4 protein-coding genes are annotated in these 3,183 nt (G+C 70.3%); 3 read left to right on the top strand and 1 reads right to left on the bottom strand.

Annotated features, from left to right (window positions below; all coding sequences use genetic code 11):
• A partial coding sequence (locus ACOJSN_RS19925; protein WP_420114226.1) for an AfsR/SARP family transcriptional regulator occupies positions 1-637 on the bottom strand: 637 nt, incomplete at its 3' end.
• 85 nt (positions 638-722) lie between these two features.
• Here ACOJSN_RS19925 and ACOJSN_RS19920 point away from each other — a divergent pair.
• From ACOJSN_RS19920 to ACOJSN_RS19910, 3 genes are all read left to right on the top strand, one after another.
• A complete protein-coding gene (locus ACOJSN_RS19920; RefSeq protein WP_420114225.1) occupies positions 723-1,517 on the top strand; it encodes an HAD family hydrolase in 795 nt (264 codons plus the stop codon).
• A complete protein-coding gene (locus ACOJSN_RS19915; protein ID WP_420114224.1) occupies positions 1,514-2,614 on the top strand; it encodes an adenosine deaminase in 1,101 nt (366 codons plus the stop codon). The genes ACOJSN_RS19920 and ACOJSN_RS19915 overlap by 4 nt, the downstream gene beginning before the upstream one ends.
• A 35-nt stretch (positions 2,615-2,649) precedes the next feature.
• A partial coding sequence (locus tag ACOJSN_RS19910) for a 6-phosphofructokinase (protein WP_420114223.1) occupies positions 2,650-3,183 on the top strand: 534 nt, incomplete at its 3' end.

Below are 3,183 nucleotides of genomic sequence, written 5' to 3'. Positions count from 1 at the left end.
AGACCTCGAGCGCCTCGTGGCGCCGGCCGGCCTGATGGAGCGCTCGCATCAGCTGTGCCTGCATCGACTCGCGCAGCGGGTGCAGACGCGCCAGCGCCGCCAGCTCGGGGAGGACGTCGAGGTGCCGGCCGCGCTGGACCTCCGCGGTCAGATACAGCTCGGCGACGTCGATGCGCAAGGCTTCCAGCCGCTCGGCCTCGTCGCGGCACACGGCGACATCGACGGAGTCGTAGGCGCGTACCGACCAGCCTGCCGGCCACTCGCGCAGGGCCGCGAGCGCGGCTTCGGCCCTCACGGTCTCGTCCTGCGAGGCGGACGCCCGGTCCGCCTGCTCCTCGAACCGCTGCGCATCGAGACTCCCCGGTGGCGGGCGTAGCTCATACGCACCCTCGTGGCCGATGAGCAGCTCTGGCTGCTCCAGCTCCGCCCGAAGCCGGTGCACGTGCACATGCAGGCGCTGCTGGGCGCGCGCGTCCGCGTCGCGCTGCCACAGCGCCTCCGCGAGCTGGTCGTGGGAGACGAGCTGGCCCGCTCGTGCCAGCAGGACCGCGAGCAGGCGCCGGCGCAGGGCGCCACCCGCCTGGACCCACTGCCCACCCACGTGGTGAGCCACAGGGCCGAGCACGCGAAACAGCACTGGATCACCTCCCCGACCGCTCCCGAGGGTAGCCACGGCGGCGCCACGAAAGCGAGGAGAAAGCGGTCATGCGCAGGCTGTCGGCATGGCTACGTCGGTGATCTCGGCTCCTCGCCTCCTGCTGGTGTGCGCCCTCGACGGCACGTTGACGTTCACGGGTGAGCGACCGGAGCCGCCGGTGATCGCGGCCCTGCGTCGGCTCGCTGCGCACCGGCCGTTCGTACGGATCGCCGTCGCGACATCGCGGTCCCCACGCCAGGTCTGGGAGTGGTTCCCCGAGCTGCAGCACCGGCTCGGGCGTATCTGCTGCCATGGTGCGCTCACGGTCACCTCGGCCGGCACGGCACGAGTGCCGCTCGCCACGGCGGCGTTGTCGACCGTCGTCGACAGGCTCGTCGCGGCCGGGGCCGACTTCTGCCTCGAGTACGGGACGTACTTCGCTGCCAGCAGTCCCGATGCGCTGCCGACGCTGGGTACCGCGCACCGGTATGTGCTGCCCGGTCCGCCGGCGCCCGGTGACCTGACTGACGTCGTGATGGGCACGGTCGCCGACACCCGACATGCTGCGGAGGCTGTGCGTGACGTCCCCGGCGTCACCCTGGCAAGGCACTCGTCCGGCGCCGCAGACATCGTCGCTGCCGGCGTGGGCACGTGGCAGGCCGTGGCGGCGCTACGCGAGCCGGACGAGCACCTGGTCGTGCTCGGGAACGGCCGCGACGACCTTCCGATGATCCGCGCCGCCGAGGAGGCCTACATCGTCGGTCAGGACCGTGCCGATGTGGGCGACCTCCCGCACGTGAGGAGCATCCGCGCCTGCACCGAGGACGTCGCCGCGGCACTCGCCCGTGTGGAGGTGTCCGCACTACGCTCGGCACTGTGACCCTGACCTCGGACGAGATCCGCGCCCTGCCCAAGGTCGTGCTGCACGACCACCTCGACGGCGGGCTGCGCCCGGCGACGATCATCGAGCTCGCCGCCGAGATCGGCCACGAGCTGCCCACGACCGACCCGGATGCGCTCGCGCAGTGGTTCGTCGAGGCCTGCGACTCCGGATCGCTGGTGCGCTACCTGGAGACGTTCGCGCACACGTGTGCGGTCATGCAGACCACGGAGGGACTACGCCGGGTCGCGAAGGAGTCGGTGCTCGATCTGGCCGCCGACGGCGTGGTCTACGCCGAGCAGCGGTACGCGCCCGAGCAGCACCAGGAGCGGGGACTGAGCCTGCAGGAGGTGGTGGACGCCGTCGAGCAGGGTTTCGCCGACGGCGTGGCCGAGGCTGCCGAGAACGGGCACACCATCCGCGTGGGCACGTTGCTCTCCGCCATGCGCCAGGCCGAACGCAGCGCCGAGATCGCGGAGCTCACGATCGAGAATCTCGGAGTCGGGGTTGTTGGATTTGATATCGCGGGTCCCGAGGACGGGTTCCCACCCACGTTGCACACGGTCGCCTTCGACCGGTTGCGCGGTGCGCGCGTGCCGGTGACGATCCACGCGGGTGAGGACGCCGGCTTCGACTCGATCGACCAGGCCGTCATCGACTGCCACGCCCTGCGGATCGGGCACGGCGTCCACATCATCGGTGACGTGCGGACGAGCGAGGGTGCTGACCCCGCCGACCCGGACTCCGCCGAGCTCGGTGTCGTCGCCACCTGGGTGCGGGATCGGCAGATCCCGCTCGAGGTGTGCCCGAGCTCGAACATTCAGACGGGCACCGGTGCCTCGATCGCCGACCACCCGATCACACGGCTGCGCGACCTGGGCTTCGCGGTGACGATCAACACCGACAACCGGCTGATGTCCGGCACGTCGATGAGTCGTGAGATGGCGCTGCTCGTGGCCGAAGCGGGCTGGGACCTGGCCGATCTGGAGCGAGCGACCCTCACCGCCGCGTGGAACGGATTCGCCCACCACGACGTGCTCGAGGACATCATCACCAACCAGATCATTCCCGGCTACGCCGCCCATCAGCAGGGGTAGTACTCGACGCGGTGACCGGCCTCGGAGGGAATCACATGACCAGCACAAGAGTCGGCATCCTGACCGCGGGCGGTGACTCGCCCGGCCTCAACGCGGCGATCCGCGGCTTCGGCAAGACAGCGATCGGCCACTACGGCATGGAGCTGATCGGGTTCCGCGACGGCATCACCGGCCTCGTGGAGGACCGCCACGACGACCTCGACTCACGCAAGCTCTCCGGCATCCTCACCGTGGGCGGCACGATCCTGGGCACCTCGCGCGACAAGGTGCACAAGTTCCCGAGCGAGGACGGTCCGGTCGACATGGTGCCGACCGTGGTGGAGAACTACGAGCGGGCCGGTCTCGACGCGCTGATCATGCTCGGCGGCGGCGGCACCGCGAAGAACGCGCTGCGCCTGGTCAAGGCCGGCCTCAACGTCATCCACCTGCCCAAGACGATCGACAACGACATCGCCGAGACCGACACCACGTTCGGTTTCGCGACCGCCACCGAGATCGCCACCGAGGCCGTCGACCGGCTGCACTCGACGGCGCACAGCCACCACCGCATCATCCTCACCGAGATCATG

The sequence above is a fragment of the Pseudactinotalea sp. genome, assembly GCF_048594945.1.
GTDB lineage: Bacteria > Actinomycetota > Actinomycetes > Actinomycetales > Beutenbergiaceae > Pseudactinotalea.
Note: the sequence above shows the minus strand (reverse complement) of the source record. Positions and strands in the feature narration are given on the sequence as shown.

Excerpts from the sequence above, each read along its gene's own strand:
- ACOJSN_RS19920 (WP_420114225.1), top strand. The coding sequence starts at position 723 with ATGGCTACGTCGGTGATCTCGGCTCCTCGCCTCCTGCTGGTGTGCGCC.